The sequence below is a fragment of the Acidovorax sp. GW821-FHT10A04 genome (assembly GCF_059415825.1).
Genome location: NZ_JBWKNZ010000005.1, coordinates 356098 through 370536 on the forward strand (window position 1 = coordinate 356098; position 14439 = coordinate 370536).

The following is a 14439-nucleotide window of genomic DNA, read 5'->3' on the forward strand; positions in this document are numbered from 1 at the left end:
CCCGCCCCGCGCATCCCATGGCGATGCACACCACCGCCCTGCCCCGGCGCACCGTCGCCGCCGCCCTGGTCGCCGCCCCTGCGCTCTGGCTGGGCGTGCGCGCCCAGCCAGCCGCCGCGCGCATCGCCACCCCATCGCAGTCCGAGGGGCCGTTCTACCCCGTGCGCCTGCCCGACGATGCCGACCATGACCTGCTGCGCAACGGCCCGCTGAGCTACCGCGGCGGCCAGCCGGCCTGGGTGGAAGGCACGGTGACCGACCTGGCCGGCAAGCCCGTGCGCGGCGCGCAGGTCGAGATCTGGCAGTGCGACGAACACGGCCACTACCACCACCCGGGCGACGGCGGGCGCGCCGATGCCGCCTTCCAGGGTTTTGGCCGGATGACCGTGGGGCAGGACGGCAGCTACCGCTTTCGCACCATCCGCCCCGTGCCCTACAGCGGGCGCACGCCGCACGTGCACTTCAAGGTGCGCCTGGGCCCGCGCGAGCTGCTGACCACGCAGCTCTACGTGGCCGGCGATGCGGGCAACGCCCGCGACGTGCTGTGGCGCAACCTGCCGCAGGCCGCACGGGATGCGATCACCGTGCCGTTCACGCGCGGTGCAGATGGACTGCAGGCGCGCTTTCCGATCGTCGTGGCGGCCTGAGCGCGGGCAAGTTCACTACTTGCGGCGGTAGAACACCATGCCGCCGTGGTGCAGTTCGTCGGCGTTGACGAAGGTGCCGTCGGCAGTGAAGCCCGTGTCGTCCCAGTACGCAATGCGGTTTCCCCGCACTTCATAGCGCCCCTGGTAAGCACTGGCGCGCGTGCCACGCGCCTCGTCATAGCGGCCATTGGGCAGCAGCTCCTGGCGGATCTGGCCATCGCCAGTCACCCACATGCCGTGGTACTTCGACGCATCCGACGGTGTGGTGGCCAAGGCGGGCTGGCGCGCAGCCATGGCCGCAAGCACCGACCCGGCAAGGACCAGCGCAAACGTGGAATGTGAAAGGTAGTTCGTCATAGTGAAATTTCCTGTTGGTTCACACCGCCTCAGCCACGCCGCTGCACCAGCGAATCGCCGAAGATCAGCCGCTGCGGCATGGGCATGCCGATGAAGCGTGCGGGGAAGATGGGCGCGATGGCGCTGGCTTCGGTGAGGCGCGCCAACTGCTCTGCGCTCAGTTGCAGGCCCAGCGCGCCGATGTTGTCGAGCGCCTGCTCCAGCGTGCGCGCACCCATCACCGGCGCGGTCACTGCGGGGTTCGCCAGCGTCCAGGCAATGGCCACCTGCGAGGCGCTGGCCCCCACCTCGCTGGCGACCTGCTGCACCACCTCGGCAATGTCCAGCGCGCGCTCGGTCATGTGGCCCGACGAGGCGATCACGCCCTTGCGCGATGCCGACACACCCGCCTCGGCCTGCTGCGCCAGGTCGCTGCGCGTGTACTTGCCGGCCAGCAGCCCCCCGCCCAGTGGTGACCAGGGCAGCACGCCCAGCCCCAGCGCGGCCGCCATGGGAATCAGCTCGTGCTCCACCGTGCGCTCGAGCAGGCTGTACTCGATCTGCAGGGCCACCAGCGGCGCCCAGCCGCGCAGGTCGGCCAGGGTCTGCAGGCGTGCGATCTGCCAGGCCGGCGTGTTGCAGATGCCCACGTACAGCACCTTGCCCGAGCGCACCAGGTCATCCAGGCCGCGCATCACCTCCTCCGGCGAAGTGGTGAAGTCCCAGGCGTGCAGATAGAGCAGTTCGATGCGGTCGGTGTCGAGCTGGCGCAGGCTGGCCTCGACCGAGCGCTGCAGGTTCATGCGGTGGTTGCCGCCAGAGTTGGGGTCGCCCGGGTCGCGCGCCATGGTGAACTTGGTGGACAGCACCAGCCGGTCGCGCCGGCCCTTGATGAGCCCGCCCAGGATGCGCTCCGAAGCGCCGCCCGTGTAGTTGACCGAGGTGTCGATGAAGTTGCCGCCCTGCTCCACATACAGGTCGAAGATGCGGCGCGACTCGTCGCCATCGGCGCCCCAGCCCCAGTCGGTGCCGAAGGTCATGGTGCCCAGCGCCATGGGCGAAACGCGCATGCCTGATCGTCCGAGCAGGCAGTAGTGATTGAGTGCATTGGGTGCGGTCATGAAGGCTTCCTTTCAAGCGGGTTGGTATGGAAAGAAGTGTTGCCGCGGCCCTGCCCGAGGGCGTAGAACATTCGTCCGACGTTCTTGCACGATCATCCAGCCCCACATGCCACGCGCCCGCAGCGGGTGGACAATGGCAGCCATGCATTCGCAACTCGCCACCCTCGCCAACATCCTGGGCCGCCATACGGCCACCGACGGCATCCACCCCAGCGCCATCCCCGGCGTGGGGCTCATCCGCACCTCGGCGCCCACCATGCCCATGCCCGTGGTGTACGAGCCCACGCTGTGCCTGGTGGCCCAGGGGCGCAAGCGCGCGGTGCTGGGCACCACCGGCTACATCTACGACGCGGCGCAGTACCTGGTGGCGTCGGTGGACCTGCCGGTGATGGGGTCGGTGATCGAGGCCAGCCCCGAGCGGCCTTACCTGTGCCTGGTGCTCGACCTGGACATGGCGCGCCTGAGCGAGCTGGCGCTGCGCCACCCCGCGCCCAGCGAAGAGGCGGGATCCCCGGCGCGCGGCATCGCGCTGAGCCAGACCACGCCCGAACTGCTCGATGCCGCCGTGCGCCTGGCATCGCTGCTCGATGCGCCGCAGGACATTGCCGAGCTGGCGCCCCTGGTGCAGCGCGAGATCTTCTACCGCCTGCTCACCGGGCCGGGCAACGGCCTGGTGCGCCAGCTGGCCCAGGCCGACAGCCGGCTCAACCAGATCGCGCGCGCCATCGCCTGGATACGCGGGCGCTACACCGAGGCCTGGAGCATCGACGAACTGGCCGACGTGGCGGGCATGAGCCGTTCGAGCTTCCACGTGCACTTCAAGGCCGTGACCTCGCTGAGCCCGCTGGAGTTTCGCACCCAGCTGCGCCTGCAGGAGGCACGCCGCATGATGGTGGCCGAGGCCATGGATGCGGCCAGTGCGGGCTTTCGCGTGGGGTATGAGAGCCCCTCGCAGTTCAGCCGCGACTATGGCCGCGCGTTCGGCCTGCCGCCGGCCAAGGATGCGCAGCGCCTGCGGACTGCCACGGCATAGGCCAGACGGACCTCACAGGATGATGTTGTTGCGCGGCCGCAGCAGCGGCGGCAGGTCCGTATCGCCCAGCAGCTCGCGCAGCTCCACCTCGACCATGCGGTTGATCTGGGCGATGGGCACATCGTTGGCGCCGCCTTCGAACGGGTTCTCGGTGCTGGCGCCGACCTGCTCCAGCGTGGTGTACATCCATGAAATCATCACGCTGAAAGGCACGACCAGCCAGACCATGTGGCCCTGCATCCAGCCGCTGGCCAGCGCATTGAGCGCATCGAACTCCTTGAGCAAGCCAAACGGCAGCAGCACGCAGAAGAAGCGGATGAAGAAGGCGTTGATGATCGCGTACTGGCGCGGGTACGGGAAATTCTTGATGCGCTCGCTGCGCCCCTGGTGGTCCAGCAGCTCCTTGAGGGCCTTTTCCATCTCGATGAAGAAGTTGATGGGGATCTCGCCGGCCTGGAACAATTTCAAAATTGTGCTGCTCTGCCGGGCCAGCAAGGCCGTGGCCTTGTTGCGCGAGGCGAGCACTGCGCGCAGCTCGTCCGCCTCCAAAAACCTTGCCAACTCCACCTCCAGCGCCGTCTCCTGCTCGGGCACGCAGTAGTGGCGCTGGTACTCGGCATTGGTGCGCTGGTTGGTGCTCTCCCACGCGCGGTGCCGGCGCATCTGGTAGCGCAGGGCCGTGACCCAGGCCAGATGGCGGTGGACCAGTTGCCGGGTGGCCGCCTCGTTCTTCAGGTAGTCACGGCTCACCAAGCCCCAGGCGCGGCTGGCGTTGAGGATGCCGGTCCACACCTGCTGCGCCTCCACCGTGCGGGCATAGGTCTGGGTGTTCTTGAAGCTCACGATGAACGCCGTGGCCGTGCCGATGAGCGCCACCACGGTCCAGGGCACACTGAGCCAGCGCCAGTGGGCCAGCTGGTACAGACAGACCGGCACCAGACCCAGCGCGACCAGGACATAAAGCTCCCTCCGCGTCCAGACCATGAACTCGGAGAGCCGGTATCCCCTGCCAACGTTCATCGCTGCGTCATCCAGGTTTCGAATGTGATGGCGCCCAGGCGCGGCGCGTCGCCCGGCGTGAGCGATGCGTCATCGAGCTGCACGCCGAAGTACGGTGCCGCGGCGTCGGCTACCACCGTGCGCGCATCGCCGATGGCCGCCAGGTAGCGCCGCACCAGCGCGGCCAGGCCCACGCGCTCGGGTCCGGCGATCTCGATGGTGCCGTTGACGGGGGCGCCCAGCGCTGCATCGGCCATGGCGGCGGCCACGTCGTCGGACGCGATGGGCTGCACCAGCGCGGGCGACAGGCGCACCGTCTGCCCCTCGGTGCCCGCCTGGGCGATGCCGCCAAGGAACTCCATGAACTGCGTGGCATGCACGATGGTGTAGGGGATGGCGGCGGCCTTGATCAGCTTTTCCTGCGCCAGCTTGGCGCGGAAGTAGCCGCTGCCCTGCAGCCGCTCGGTGCCCACCACCGACAGCGCCACGTGGTGCTGCACGCCGGCCGCCGCCTCGGCCGCCAGCAGGTTGCGGCCCGAGGTCTCAAAGAAGTCGAGTACCGCCTTGTCCTCGAACGAGGGCGAATTGGCCACGTCCACCACCACCTGCGCGCCTTGCAGTGCGGCGGCCAGGCCCTCGCCCGTGAGCGTGTTGACGCCCGTGTTGGGCGAAGCGGCCACGGCCTCGTGGCCGCGCGCGGTGAGCAGCTTGACGAGCTTGCTGCCAATGAGGCCGGTGCCTCCGATGACGACGATCTTCATTGCATTCCTTTGGGGTGAGCGAGATTGAATGCATCGATGGTAGATGTGAAACAATTCGGCTGAAATGACCAATACCCCAGAAAAACTGCCAAAACGCGAGCGTACCCGGCGCGTGCTGTTCGTGGCGTTCCCCGACGTGGGCTTGCTCGACCTGACAGGTGCGCAGACCGTGTTCTGGGCAGCCACCAAGGCCATGGAGGCGCGTGGCCTGAAGGGCTACGAACGCATCACCGCCAGCCCCGCCGGCGGCCTGGTGCGCAGCGCCGAGGGGCTGGAACTGCAGACAGTGGCGTTGCGCCAATGCCGCGCCTCATCGGTGGACACACTGATAGTGCCCGGCTCGCCGCACATGGATGCGGTGCTCGACCAATCCGCCCCGCTGGTGCAGTGGCTGCGCCGCGCATCGGCCAAGACGCGACGCACCGCATCGGTGTGCAGCGGCGCTTTTCTGCTGGCCGCGGCCGGCTTGCTGGACCACAAGCGCGCCACCACGCACTGGCTCATGTTCGACCGCATGAACGAGCGCTTTCCCAGCGTGGAGATCGACCGCGACGCGATCTTCGTGCAGCAGGGCTCCGTGTGGACCTCGGCCGGCGTCACGGCCGGCATCGACCTGGCGATGGCGCTGGTGGAGGCCGATTGCGGCCACGACGTGGCCATGGAGGTCGCACGCGAGCTGGTGGTGTACCTCAAGCGGCCCGGCGGGCAATCGCAGTTCAGCGCGCTGCTGCGCTCGCAGGCCGACAACTCACCCGCGTTTGAGGAGCTCAACCTGTGGATCTGCGCCCACCTGCAGCGCGACGACCTGACGGTGGAGTTCCTGGCCGAGCGCGCCCGCATGAGCCCGCGCAACTTTGCGCGCCAGTACAAGGAAAAAACCGGCCGCACGCCCGCCAAGGCTGTGGAGGTGTTTCGCCTGGAGGCCGCCAAGCGCCTGCTGGAGGACTCCACCCACCACATCGACCGCATCGCCAACCAATGCGGCTTTGGCGACGAAGAGCGCATGCGCGTGACCTTTCAGCGCCACCTGGGCGTGGCGCCCCGGGACTACCGCAGGCGCTTTGCACGCAGCTAGGGGTTACCGCAAGAGCGCCCCATCGAGCGCCATGCGCACGGTGCGCACCGTGAGCACGGCCAGGGCGATGCTCAGCGCGCCCAGCAGCGCGATGGCGACCACCCACAGCGGCCCGCTCGCACGGAACTGCGCATACTGCAGCGCCGCATTGGCCAGCGCCGCCATGGGGAAGCTGATGGCCCACCAGCCCGGCGTGAACGGGATGCCGCGCCGAAACACCTTGGGCGCCACCACGGCGAACATGAACAGCCCGACGTAGAACAGCATGCCGGCAAACCGGTCGATACCGCCCGCGAGGTTGGCGTAGGCCAGAAAGCCCACGGCAAACGGCGCCACCAGGATCATCAGCGATGGTGCCATGGCGGGCGGCAGCGGATCGCGGTGCACCAGCCGGCCGATGATCAGCGTGAGCAGCACCAGGGCCAGCATGGCGCCGACGGCGCCCGACAACAGGTTGACCTCCGCCGCCCAGGCCATGGGCATGTGCCCACCGGTCACAGGGATGTCGAGCGTGGCCACGCAGGGCACGATCCAGGCCGGCAGGGCGTTCGACGCATCCACCTGGCCCTTGAGCAGGCGCGAGACGACCACGAAGCACAGCACCAGCGTGGCCACCACGCCCACTGTCCACAGGCCCTGCGCCGCCGGCGCGCTGTAGTGCCCGGCCACGGCCGACAGCAGCAGCACCGAGATGGCGATGGTGCCGAAGAAGTTGCCCGCCACCGGGTGGTGGAACTCGGCGCGCACGGCATCGGGGTGCTTCACCAGCTTGGCCAGGTAGCCCGCCGACAACAGCACGAAGACCGAGAGCGCCAACGCCCCGATGGCCTCGCCGATGAAGGCCGGCGCGCCCAGGCTGCCATGCGCCAACCGCCAGGCCAGCGCCAGGCCGCTGAGGCCCATGACCGATGCGAACAGGTTGACGGGCAGGTTGCGCACCGAGGCTTGGGTGCGCGGATGAAATGCCGATGGAGAAGGATGGACGGAGGGGGTTTGCACGGCGGGCTCGCTTGGCAGAATTTGCATGGATAGGTAGTTTCCGCCAAACTGGCGCGGCCGTCCCAGGCAAGGCACGGCGTTTTCTGCCAATCACCGGGCCCCCACTGCCATGCGCATCGCCATCCTCGCCTTTCCCCGCTTCCAGCTGCTCGACGTGGCCGGGCCGGCGGACGTGTTTGCCGAAGCGGCGCGCCAGTTGGGCCAGCCGCGCGCCTACCAGGTGCAGGTGCTCAGCGCGAGCGCAGGCCCGCTGCGCAGCAGCAGCGGGCTGCGCATGGCGGTGGATGCCACCGTGGCCACGCACCGCGGCGCCATCGACACGCTGCTGGTGGCAGGCAGCCCCGACCTGAACGACATGGCCAGCGACGCACCGCTGCAGGACTGGCTGCGCCTCCGCGCGCGCACGGTGCGCCGCTATGGCTCGGTGTGCACCGGCGCCTTCGTGCTGGCGGCCAGCGGCCTGCTGGACGGCAAGCGCGTGGCCACGCACTGGAATTCCGCCGCGCGGCTGGCGGCGGGCTACCCCGAGGCCTGCGTCGAAGCCGACGCCATATACGTCAAGGACGGCAGGCTCTTCACCTCTGCCGGGGTCACCGCAGGCATGGACCTGGCCCTGGCCATGGTGGAAGAAGACCATGGCCGCGAGCTGGCCCTGCGCGTGGCGCGCGAGCTGGTGATGTTTCTCAAGCGGCCCGGCGGGCAAAGCCAGTTCAGCGCCCACCTGGCGGCGCAGACGGCCGAGCGCAGCAGCGTGCGCGCACTGCAGGACCATATCCTGGCCAACCTGAAAGGCGACCTGTCCGTGCCCGCCCTGGCGGCGCACGCCGGCATGAGCGAGCGCAGCTTTGCCCGCACCTTTCGCAGCGAAGCGGGCACCACGCCCGCGGAGTTTGTCGAGAACGCCCGGATCGACGCCGCGCGCCGCCTGGCCGAGGAATCCGACCTGCCCGCCAAGCGGCTGGCGGAGGCCGTGGGCTACGCCAACGTGGACGGGTTTCGCCGCGCGTTCACGCGCCGGCTGGGGGTGGGCCTGGTGGAGTACCGCAGGCGCTTTGCGAAGTGAAAACGCTGGACCCGGTGCGCTGGCCCCGCGGCAATGCGCGCAGCGCTTCGGTCACTTTGTCGCTCCAGTCCGCTGTGCTCCAGCCCCGAATGCAGTTTGGCGCATTCCACAGCCACTAACTCAGCATCGGTTCGCCGCGCGAAGCAAGGCGTTGCACGACGCGGGAGCGGGAGCAGCATTGGCAGCCCCACCGCCCTGCCCTGCCATGGCCGTGCAGATCGCATCCGACTGCGGCGTCTGGCCGAAGGTCATCGCCTTCGTGAACTGCGAGGGCGAATACATGTAGCAGGAATAGCTGGCGCCCTCGCGCGTGCGAACGCGGTAGTTGATGCGGCCGTTGCTGCCTTCTTCCTTCTGCTGGTCGCTGATGGTGAAGGTGCCGACTTCGCGGCCAATGGCTTGCGACGTGCGCTGCTCGATGCCTTGCTGCGTGACGGTGGTGGCGCAGCCGCACAGGACCAGGAGGGATGCGGCGCAGGCAGAGGAGATTCGCGGAAAGGTCTTGGGCATGGTTTGGGAGGTAGAGGAAATGGAGAATGGCCTATTGCATTGCGCATTGCCTTGCACGAACGAGGGCAACACGGTCCAGGCCATTGTGGAAGCGCATCGCGGGCTGGGGAACCCTACTGAGGTATGGGTTCCGGTGGAGGGTCGGAGCCACGCTGATGATCGTGCGCGAAGTCCCCGGCTGCATGCTGGTGGCCGATTTACTGACGGCCGGCGCCCACGTGCGCGCCTACCACTCCATGGCCATGCCCAACGCCCACCGGCTGCTGACAGCCCACCTGGGGCCCGCGGACATGGACCGCCTGACCCTGTCCCCGCACGCCGACGACGCCCTGGCCGGCGCCGACGTGCTGGCGCTGGCGACCGAGTGGAAGGAATTCAGCAGCCCGGATTTCGCGGCCATGGCGCGGCAGCTGCGCGCGGGCGCGGTGTTCGACGGGCGCAACCAGTACCGGCCGGAGACGGTGCGGGGGCATGGGTTGGGGTATTGGGGGGTGGGGAGAGGTGCAATTGCTCGGTAAATTGACCGCTACCTCATTCCGCCCCAATACCCGAAATGGCCGCCGCAAAACTCAATATGCGACATCTACGTGGACAACATCAAATGGCGCTGAAACTCCAAATCAGCCGCTCAGTGTTTGACCCAACTGCCGTCAGGCTTCCGCTCGTAAACAACTGTCGAGTCGCTAGTGGCACGGACCAGCCGGATACCGTTTACTGCATCGGCCTTTGCTTTGTAGCCCTCCCCGCCGACAGCAACGATATCAACGTTATTGGACGCGATTAGGCGCCACCGCCACTCGTTAGACGCATCCTGAAAAAGTTCGAACTTCATTTTCAATCTCCTTCGTAGTTTCACAGTCTGACCTAGCACCCTCATCACCGTAGCAGATCACACAACCATCAATACAGCGCGGCAGTAGGACGTTGTATGCGTTACCGCTCAGTTGCGACCCGCTGCAGCTCTTCGTCGACATGGGTCCAGTCCAATCATTCCTGTTCGAGTCAAAGCCCTGCATCCCTCCCATCCCAACACGTCTGGAAAGATAGCCTGCGCCAACATCAAGATTTGCAGACCATCCTATCTAGATGACGCCACAGCTCACGGCACTGTTCCGAGCTCGAGACAAAGCTGCCAAGGCTCTAGAGCACGGGACCGACACCGTGGTAGCCCTGAGGAAGCGGCCGCAGACTCCGGGTCACCGCCGAAGCGCCATATCCACCCCTGGTGGGGGCTACTGCTGCCGTTCTAGGTTCCCCCGACGTGCACACCGCACACTGCGCGTAAGTGCTGCAGCGCACTCGGCCATGCGATGCGCTCCTGCTCAAGACGAACCTGAGTTCCCCAGCGGTTGCCGCGGATGCCGTTGTAGACGTCGAGCTCCGCAGCTGTAAGGCTTTCCGGCGATTCCACCTTGCTAGGTTTTTCCTCTCGGACCCACATCGACCGGTGCGACAGGAGCGTATCTTCGTCCATCAGCACCGAGACCATTGCGGGAAAGCGCCGCCTGGCCCGCGCCAACGCCGTAAATCCGTGCGTGTCCACGTCGCCCCAATAGACCTGCATCTCCGCTTGACGTATCCAGCTGACGGCGTCCAGTTGGTCGACCGCGAGTCCGAGCCGCATGAAAGTCACCGCGCCTTCGATATCAGGCAGTGCGATTCCCGTGTTCTGGTTCTCGACCACGATACAAATGCGAGGTCGGATGGGAAGCGAGGTAAGCTCGCCACCCGGCGCTTCGATGTCGCACAGCCCGCCGACTTGAGCCCTCAGAAGCGGGCACAGGACACGGATACGCATGCGCGAAGGCTCGGTCCGCAGCCCGCAAGCCTCATGCAGGCTGGCTGCCTCCGGCGCGCCAAGCAGGTGACGAGCCAAGTCTGTAACAGCACCGCGGCGCTTTTCGACCCACTTCGTGTCGACGTCGGGCACTGGCAACTGACGCAGGTACAACGCTGAACGTGGATTGTCGAGAAGCCACTGCAGGAGCCTGCCGAACCGCTCGAAGTCCTCTTCGGAGTAGTCGACGAGCACGGCGTCACATTGACGGGCAACCGCTCGAGAGCCGGCAAGGTGCGGAAACCACTCGCACCATCGGGCGTATCGCCTCTTCGCACGTTCCCAACCTGCCTTCTGACCAAGAATTGCCGCCGCGGCATCCGCGGACGGAATGACCAGTCGCATAGGCAGCTCTTGGTCGCCGGAAGACCACCTGCGGCTGGCCCAATCCACCGTACAACTTCCAGGGTCCCAGTCTCGCCAGGCCTGCACCCACTCACGGGTGCGTCCCAAGCTGGAGAACACGTCCCTTTCGGTCAGGCCGTGAAGGACGACCGTAAAGGGCCATGCTGCCTCCTGAGGCGTGACAAGCCAGTTGGCGTGGTGCGCATCCCACTTCTTCCGCACAACGGCTTCGACCTGCAGCGGCGTAAGCCGCTTCGGTTCATTCACGCTGCAGCCTCCCCCGCTGCCGTTTCAGTGGCGTCGGCAGCCAGTTCCTCAGCGAGCACCTCTTGGGCTTCCAGCGGCAGGTCGAGCCGTCCGGTCTGGTCCACGTACGTGATAGCCAACGCTTCCGAGTACTTTCTGTCTCGGATGTTGACGAAAGTGCCGCCCCCGATGAACGGTTCTAATGCCATCACGTTCTTCACCGGCGTGGCTGCCACGACCTGGAACCCGAAGCTTTTGAAGATGTTCATCACCATCGTTGTGAATTCGTTGTCAGCTCGGTCGAAGGCCTCGTCCATGACCACGGTCGAATAGGTCGGCCAAACGCCCTCCTCGCCGGCGAGCTGGTAGCGCAGCGCCGCCGCAAGCACAGTCGTGGTGAGCTTTTGCCGCTGCCCTCCGGACTTACCGGCGCCGCTGTCGTAGGTCTCGACTTCGATGCTGGTATCGTCAAACTCCGTGGCAGAAAAGACAACGTGCTGGCGCACGTCCAGCACCAAGCTGCGCCACTTCACGTCCGCAGGCTGCTGGCTGCCAAGTCGCTGAACGACAGCGTTCAAGGCAGAGAAGCGCCGCTCCATTTCCTCGTCGTCGTCTTCTTTGAAACTGTGACTCAAGGCAGCCTTGAGCTGGCCGCGGAACTCGACGACCTCGTGGGTCGGTCGGTCGTCGTAGTTAATTTTGAGGTACGTGTTCTCGTTGAACGCGCAGCGGCGCAGACTGTCATTGACCTGCTCCATCCGCTCGCCGATATTGCGGCGTTCCTGATCCAACTTGGCGTGCAGCACGGCAAGGTTCTGGTCGCTCTGCTCTCGCAGTAGCGCCTTGAAGCGCGCAACGTACTCGTGCAGGCCGTCGGTTTCCAGCCGCGTAAGCTTGGCCATGAAATCAGGTGCGGAGTCCATCTTGGGGTCCAGACCCTGCGCCTCCACCGGCCACCGTTGGCAGAAGACAAACAGGTCGTGCTCAATCCGCTGCTTGATGTCGGCAGTCTTACCAGTTGCCGCGCGCTCCTCGTCACCGATAGCCCGAACCATAGCCATACAGGCCGAATCGAGCTGCTCCACCGTCATCTTCTTGCCGGTAGCCTCAAACCGCACAGCAAGTCGCTCCTTCTGCGTGGGCGACAGCGGAAACCCAAGCTGTTCCGCAGGGAGTTCATCAAGGCGCTTCTGCGCTTTCGAGCGTTCCAGGTCCACATCGACCGCCTCGCCTTGAGCCTTCTGCCGCGCCTCAGTAGCCCGGCCCCACACTTTGCGTTGCTGCTCGAGCTTCTTGTCCAGCTCAGACAGCTGCGGCCGTGCCTTGAGCTCCTGCGCGATGCGGTCTTTGAGTGACTTGACGTCGTCGAGCAGTGCGGCGACGTTGCTGTTTTCCCAAGTTACATTGACCAGGTTCTGGCAATGCTCGACCTGGCGGCTCTCATTCCGAGTGGTCTCCCGCGCGCGCTCTAGCGCCTTTTCTGCTTTGGTTACAGCTTCCTGGAGCGTGTCAAATTCGGCTCGATACGCCAGCAACTTCTCCGCATTTGAGAAGCCCAGGACCCAGTTGCCACGGTCATCCACCCGGCGAGAGTCGTCCTTCTCGTGCAGGCTGCGGTTGTGCTTCACTTGACCAGCCAACGTGACACCGCGATCCACTGAGCGCAAATCGTCAGAGCTGTGGACGCACGCATAGTCGAACCGACGCAACTCCTCGGACATCCAATCCTTGTGCTTCGGCGCGACGTCCAGCTTTCGCAGAAGTGAGTTGGCAGCAGGTTGTGCCGCGGGACTCTGATTCGCTCGTGGGGTCATGCGGCGATAGCCAAGGCGCAGCCCCAAGTGCGTCCGGTCTACCCAGGCAGCCACATCCCGGTAGTAGCGTTCCTCGACGAGCAGGTCCCGGGCGAAGCCCCCGAGAACGCGCTCAATAGCTCCGGTCCATTGACCTTCTTTGGCCTTGACCTGCAGCAGCTCGCCGACAAAGGGCAACTCGTCTTCGGCAATCCCCAGGTCGCGGCACATGCGCTCGCGAATTTCCAAGAGACGCGACGGCATGTTGGACGTGCGCCCCTCCATTGCCCGGATTTCCTTGAGCAATGCGGCAAAGCGCTCGTCCAACGTGCGCTTCTCGTCCTTCAGGCCGTCCAGCAGCTTTTCGTGGCGCTCAGCCATCGAATCACGCCCTTCGAAGATGATTCGTGCTTCCGCTTGCATCTGCGCAAACGTCTCCGGGGAGGCAGGCGAGGTCCACCCCAGTGCCTTGCAGCTAGTGACCAAGCGCAGATTGTTCGCCGACACGTCGGGCAGCCGCACACGCTCGGCACGTTCGACTTGAGCCTGCAGATCTGCGAGCACATTGCCGCCAGCGCCAGCGCGGATGGTGAGCAAGGCGTTGAACTCGCCTTCTTCCCGCCGTTCCTTCGTTCTTAGCTCTTCAATACGTGCAACCAAGCCCTCTGCCCTCGTCACAAGCTCGGCAAGTTGTGCCTGCAGTAGGTCACGGCGATTCTGTTCGCGCCAGTAGTCAACGCCGACCTTTTCCTCTGCCAAGAGGGACAGGAGCGACTTAGTTCGGTCGTACTCGGTCAACCGGTCGCGGACGGGCCGTAGCGCCTCAATCTGATTGCGCGCCGTCAGAACAGCCTCATGCGCCGTATTCAGCACCTGGAACTCATTGACCAACGTCTCGGCGACTGTAAAGGTCTCCGGCGGGTCCAACATGAAGTCGCGCAGGAACTTGTTCAGGTCTCCCAGATCCTTCGCCGATTGCGTCTTGTGCAGCAGCCGCAACGCCCGGTCGCTCTTGATGTCGAACAGGCGTGTGAAGCGGGTTTGGTACGCGCTGAATTCATCCGTGAAGTACACGTCTGACAGCTTCGCCTTTAGTCGGCGGACTTCGAAGCCGGAACCCTCATCCTTGAAGAACTCGAGTTCGCGCAGGTTAAAGTCACGCTCTGCGATGAAGAAGAGCCGGTGAACCTCCGATTCCGCAGAACCGTTGCCCTTAATCCAGAGGACACGACCGAGGACGACTGTGCGCCTGGTTCCATCCTGATAAGTTTCAGACAGAGCAGACCACGTGGTCCCCGTGCGCAGGTATCTCTTGACCTTCTCTCCCTCCTCTCCGGTCTGAGTCGCCCAGGCGCCCCGGACGTACGTGGCGAGGCTCCGGTCCCCAGAACCCTTCTCTGAGCTTCGAGCTGCAGTGTTGAAGTCGAGCCATCGCGGCGGCGTCAAGAGCGAGGTGTGGCCGTCAAGAAGCGTGGACTTGCCTGACCCAGAGGGCCCCAGCACCAAGTGCCCCTGCGCGGCGATGTGAATTTCCCGCAACTTGTCGAAGGTGCCCCAGTTGTAGGTCTGGATGCGACGCAGCTGGAATTGAAGCTCCCGCCCAGGCCGGGCCGCGAGGATAGCCTGGCGAGAAGCCACCGGCCCAGAGGTCTCCACGGTACTGGTTACGTCCAT

14 protein-coding genes are annotated in these 14439 nt (G+C 65.6%); 5 read left to right on the plus strand and 9 right to left on the minus strand.

Features of this window, described 5'->3' with window-relative positions; translation table 11 throughout:
- Positions 1-17 precede the first annotated feature (17 nt).
- Positions 18-647: a dioxygenase family protein gene (locus tag AC07PF_RS13895; RefSeq protein ID WP_494612253.1), complete on the plus strand. Its 630-nt coding sequence runs from the start codon at positions 18-20 to the stop codon at positions 645-647.
- A 15-nt stretch (positions 648-662) separates the two neighbouring features.
- On the opposite strand, the gene AC07PF_RS13900 is transcribed toward AC07PF_RS13895, so the two are convergent.
- Positions 663-1004: an Atu4866 domain-containing protein gene (locus AC07PF_RS13900; protein ID WP_186457931.1), complete on the minus strand. Its 342-nt coding sequence runs from the start codon at positions 1002-1004 to the stop codon at positions 663-665.
- Between the two features lie 29 nt (positions 1005-1033).
- Complete coding sequence (locus tag AC07PF_RS13905; RefSeq protein ID WP_494612254.1) at positions 1034-2104, minus strand: aldo/keto reductase; 1071 nt, start codon at positions 2102-2104, stop codon at positions 1034-1036.
- A 142-nt stretch (positions 2105-2246) separates the two neighbouring features.
- Here AC07PF_RS13905 and AC07PF_RS13910 point away from each other — a divergent pair, with 142 nt between their 5' ends.
- Complete coding sequence (locus AC07PF_RS13910; protein WP_494612255.1) at positions 2247-3137, plus strand: AraC family transcriptional regulator; 891 nt, start codon at positions 2247-2249, stop codon at positions 3135-3137.
- A gap of 12 nt (positions 3138-3149) precedes the next feature.
- Here AC07PF_RS13910 and AC07PF_RS13915 read toward each other — a convergent pair whose 3' ends face one another.
- The gene (locus tag AC07PF_RS13915; protein WP_494612256.1) at positions 3150-4157 is read right to left on the minus strand and encodes a bestrophin family protein; all 1008 of its coding nucleotides are present in this window, start codon (positions 4155-4157) and stop codon (positions 3150-3152) included.
- The gene (locus AC07PF_RS13920; protein WP_494612257.1) at positions 4154-4897 is read right to left on the minus strand and encodes an SDR family oxidoreductase; all 744 of its coding nucleotides are present in this window, start codon (positions 4895-4897) and stop codon (positions 4154-4156) included. The genes AC07PF_RS13915 and AC07PF_RS13920 overlap by 4 nt, the downstream gene beginning before the upstream one ends.
- A gap of 64 nt (positions 4898-4961) precedes the next feature.
- Here AC07PF_RS13920 and AC07PF_RS13925 point away from each other — a divergent pair, with 64 nt between their 5' ends.
- The gene (locus AC07PF_RS13925) at positions 4962-5972 is read left to right on the plus strand and encodes a GlxA family transcriptional regulator (RefSeq protein ID WP_494612258.1); all 1011 of its coding nucleotides are present in this window, start codon (positions 4962-4964) and stop codon (positions 5970-5972) included.
- A 3-nt stretch (positions 5973-5975) separates the two neighbouring features.
- Here AC07PF_RS13925 and AC07PF_RS13930 read toward each other — a convergent pair whose 3' ends face one another.
- Entirely contained in the window at positions 5976-6998 is a 1023-nt protein-coding gene (locus AC07PF_RS13930; protein WP_494612259.1) for an SLAC1 anion channel family protein, read from the minus strand.
- A gap of 82 nt (positions 6999-7080) precedes the next feature.
- On the opposite strand from AC07PF_RS13930, the gene AC07PF_RS13935 reads away from it, so the two are divergent.
- The gene (locus tag AC07PF_RS13935) at positions 7081-8034 is read left to right on the plus strand and encodes a GlxA family transcriptional regulator (protein ID WP_494612260.1); all 954 of its coding nucleotides are present in this window, start codon (positions 7081-7083) and stop codon (positions 8032-8034) included.
- 120 nt (positions 8035-8154) lie between these two features.
- Here the strand turns inward: AC07PF_RS13935 and AC07PF_RS13940 are convergent, their stop codons facing one another.
- Complete coding sequence (locus tag AC07PF_RS13940; RefSeq protein ID WP_494612261.1) at positions 8155-8544, minus strand: hypothetical protein; 390 nt, start codon at positions 8542-8544, stop codon at positions 8155-8157.
- A 155-nt stretch (positions 8545-8699) separates the two neighbouring features.
- Between AC07PF_RS13940 and AC07PF_RS13945 the strand changes: the two genes are divergently transcribed.
- Positions 8700-9062 carry a UDP binding domain-containing protein gene (locus AC07PF_RS13945; protein WP_494612263.1) on the plus strand — a complete coding sequence of 121 codons (363 nt, stop codon included), beginning with the start codon at positions 8700-8702 and terminating at the stop codon, positions 9060-9062.
- Positions 9063-9172: 110 nt separating this feature from the next.
- Here the strand turns inward: AC07PF_RS13945 and AC07PF_RS13950 are convergent, their stop codons facing one another.
- The 3 genes from AC07PF_RS13950 to AC07PF_RS13960 form a co-directional block, all read right to left on the minus strand.
- On the minus strand, positions 9173-9376 hold the full coding sequence (locus AC07PF_RS13950) for a YegP family protein (RefSeq protein ID WP_494612264.1): 204 nt from the start codon (positions 9374-9376) through the stop codon (positions 9173-9175).
- Positions 9377-9790: 414 nt separating this feature from the next.
- Complete coding sequence (locus tag AC07PF_RS13955) at positions 9791-10993, minus strand: DUF3322 domain-containing protein (protein ID WP_494612265.1); 1203 nt, start codon at positions 10991-10993, stop codon at positions 9791-9793.
- Positions 10990-14439: an ATP-binding protein gene (locus AC07PF_RS13960; protein ID WP_494612266.1), complete on the minus strand. Its 3450-nt coding sequence runs from the start codon at positions 14437-14439 to the stop codon at positions 10990-10992. Before AC07PF_RS13960 ends, AC07PF_RS13955 begins: the two co-directional genes overlap by 4 nt.

Excerpts from the sequence above, each read along its gene's own strand:
- AC07PF_RS13895 (WP_494612253.1), top strand. The coding sequence starts at position 18 with ATGGCGATGCACACCACCGCCCTGCCCCGGCGCACCGTCGCCGCCGCC.
- AC07PF_RS13900 (WP_186457931.1), bottom strand. The coding sequence starts at position 1,004 with ATGACGAACTACCTTTCACATTCCACGTTTGCGCTGGTCCTTGCCGGG.
- AC07PF_RS13905 (WP_494612254.1), bottom strand. The coding sequence starts at position 2,104 with ATGACCGCACCCAATGCACTCAATCACTACTGCCTGCTCGGACGATCA.
- AC07PF_RS13910 (WP_494612255.1), top strand. The coding sequence starts at position 2,247 with ATGCATTCGCAACTCGCCACCCTCGCCAACATCCTGGGCCGCCATACG.
- AC07PF_RS13915 (WP_494612256.1), bottom strand. The coding sequence starts at position 4,157 with ATGAACGTTGGCAGGGGATACCGGCTCTCCGAGTTCATGGTCTGGACG.
- AC07PF_RS13920 (WP_494612257.1), bottom strand. The coding sequence starts at position 4,897 with ATGAAGATCGTCGTCATCGGAGGCACCGGCCTCATTGGCAGCAAGCTC.
- AC07PF_RS13925 (WP_494612258.1), top strand. The coding sequence starts at position 4,962 with ATGACCAATACCCCAGAAAAACTGCCAAAACGCGAGCGTACCCGGCGC.
- AC07PF_RS13930 (WP_494612259.1), bottom strand. The coding sequence starts at position 6,998 with ATGCAAATTCTGCCAAGCGAGCCCGCCGTGCAAACCCCCTCCGTCCAT.
- AC07PF_RS13935 (WP_494612260.1), top strand. The coding sequence starts at position 7,081 with ATGCGCATCGCCATCCTCGCCTTTCCCCGCTTCCAGCTGCTCGACGTG.
- AC07PF_RS13940 (WP_494612261.1), bottom strand. The coding sequence starts at position 8,544 with ATGCCCAAGACCTTTCCGCGAATCTCCTCTGCCTGCGCCGCATCCCTC.
- AC07PF_RS13945 (WP_494612263.1), top strand. The coding sequence starts at position 8,700 with ATGATCGTGCGCGAAGTCCCCGGCTGCATGCTGGTGGCCGATTTACTG.
- AC07PF_RS13950 (WP_494612264.1), bottom strand. The coding sequence starts at position 9,376 with ATGAAGTTCGAACTTTTTCAGGATGCGTCTAACGAGTGGCGGTGGCGC.
- AC07PF_RS13960 (WP_494612266.1), bottom strand. The coding sequence starts at position 14,439 with ATGGACGTAACCAGTACCGTGGAGACCTCTGGGCCGGTGGCTTCTCGC.